Annotated in this window: 1 protein-coding gene; it reads left to right on the top strand. The window is 34.1% G+C overall.

The genetic code is table 11. From position 1 onward, the window contains the following. Positions 1–252: 252 nt before the first annotated feature. Positions 253–2,277: a CHASE2 domain-containing protein gene (locus P9B04_RS20180; protein WP_342056765.1), complete on the top strand. Its 2,025-nt coding sequence runs from the start codon at positions 253–255 to the stop codon at positions 2,275–2,277. The last annotated feature ends 268 nt before the right edge of the window (positions 2,278–2,545 follow it).

A 2,545-nucleotide genomic window follows, 5' to 3' on the forward strand; every position in this document is an offset into this window, starting at 1 on the left:
CAGAGGAAATAGATGCGTCTAAATCAGCAGCAGAAAATGGGATTTGGTTTGATGCTTTGCTAACAGCTTGGAAATCCTCAGAAGCTGACTTTAAACAATTATTAAAGCAAGTAGGAATTGTTGTGCCTGATGAAAAATTCTAGAATTTTAAAATGCTTGAGGGAATATAGTCAGAATAATGGTCTTCTCCTATCCAACTTTAGGATTTCTAGATGGTCAAGAAAAAATAGGGGTTTTTATCTTACTAGGATTGTGACCATTCTAATTTGTTTATTGTGTCGTTACACGGGATTATGGCAATCACAAGAAATGAGTTTTTTTGATCAATTTACTCAAAAAACAGTCCCTAAATCGGTTCAAGAGCGTATAGTTATTGTGACAATAACAGAGGAAGATGTTAAAAAGTTTCCTGCGTTCATTCCTAATGATCTCACCTTAGCAAAAACTCTAGAGATAATTGCTCAACAAAAACCAAGAGCTATTGGACTGGATCTGATAAGGGATTTACCCATGCCGCCAGGTTCTGAAGAATTAAAAAAAGTATTTAGAGAAACTCCTAATCTCTATGGAATTGCTAAATTAACAGGGATCAAAGGAGACCCTTTTTTTTCTCAGATTTCTCCTCCGTACCCTTTAAAAAATGTTCTTCACAGAGTTGGAGACGTTTCGGTAATCGTTGACGATGACGGAGTAATTCGGAGGGCTAATCTATTCCCCACAACTGGAGAAGAAGCAATCCCAAGTTTGGGGTTATTGTTGGCTCAAAAATATTTAGAAACAGAAGGGATTGTGGCTGAATACGGCAAAAATAATCGGTTAAAATTAGGGGAAGTAGAATTTCCCATTTTTAATAGAAATAATGGGGGATATATTGGGGTTGATGATGGAGGGTATCAAACTTTAATGCGTTGGCGGAAACCATTACAGGGTTTTCACAAAGTTTCTTTTTCTGATGTTGAAAATAATCACATTTCGGCTAATTTATTTAAAGATAAAATTGTTTTAATTGGCTACTGGACTACTTCTCAAAAGCGGGATTTATTTTATAATCCGTTTAGTTATGTTGCTGACGGTAAAACACCTCGTCAGGCTTTTGGGGTAGAAATTCAAGCTAATTTTACTGAATATATTTTAGGGACGGTTCTTGATGATTTACCAACTTTGAAATATTTGTCTGAAGGATTAGAAAAAGTTTGGGTGTTGGGGTGGGGTTTCCTTATTAGTCTGATAGTTTGGAAAATTTCTTTTTCTCCCATCTTACAGCCTTCTTTTAATTTAATTCTTACTGTAGGATTATTGGGCTTATTTTCTATTATTATTTTAACTGAAATTCAATTTTTGATATTTCAGTGGGGATGGTGGTTGCCTGTGGCCGCTACCAATGGTAGTGTCGGTATTTTCTTACTGACTACTATTTTTCATATTTTTCAAACGAGAATTAGGGATCATATTGAGAATTTGGAAACGAAAATAAACCAGAGGACAGCAGCTTTATCAGAAGCACTAGAGATTATCAAACGGAATCAAAATCAATTAATAAAACAAGAAAAATTAGCTTTTTTAGGGCGATTGACCGCTGGATTTTGTCATCAATTTAAGAATCCTCTGTACCAATTAAAATATGGATTGGCTACCGTTAATGATATGCTAAATGAGTCTCAAACAAAAATAAAAGCTCAAGAAAATCAAGAAGAAATACTGGATTTAGTAAAAAGTTTACAAGAACCAGTGGGAAAACTAGAAATGATTTTTAAACTCATTTTATTGTCTCCTTCTCAGCAAAAGATAACTTTTGTAGAAGTGAGTCCCAATGAATTTGTTGAAGCTATTCTTAACTCAGTTATCAAGTATCATTCTTCTCCCTTATTAGCTAGTCAAATTAAAACTTGCTTTTCTTCTGAACTGGACCAAATAAAAAAAATACCACATACCTTAGAAATACCTTTATTTAATATTATTGAAAACGCTTTAGACGTATTAGATGAAGCTAAAAAAAAGAAAAGTAATTTTGTTCCTAATTTAGCCATAAAAACAGAAAAAAAATTCAATTGCTGGTGGGTTTCGATTAAAGATAATGGACTTGGGATTGACCCAAGTATTGAAAATCATTTATTTGAGCCTTTCGTAACGACTAAACCTGAAACGAAAGGCATAGGATTAGGGCTTTATATTGCCCATGAAATGATAGAAAAAATGAATGCTCAAATAACCGTAAGCAATTCAAAACAAGGTGTTTTTTTTACTTTAAAAATTCCTTTTTATTCAAACAATCATTAATCGAGGGGTGAGATTGGGATTAATTGCCACAATTCTCGGAGATGCGGCAAAGATGTTGGGATGGATTGGAAAGGAGCGATCGCAGAAAAAGCCAGTCCAATTAAATAGTACATTTATTTTAACTAACAACAATTCGTTGTTAATTGTATGGGGAACAATTAAAAGAGTCCGAGAAGATTTCTTTTCGGACTCTTCTCTATGCTAAGATTAGCTCAGTGTGAGGATTTCGGCTTTTTTATCCTTCCCCCCTGGTGGCTCATAATGTCTT

This window comes from Crocosphaera sp. Alani8 (assembly GCF_038442745.1).
Lineage (GTDB): Bacteria > Cyanobacteriota > Cyanobacteriia > Cyanobacteriales > Microcystaceae > Crocosphaera.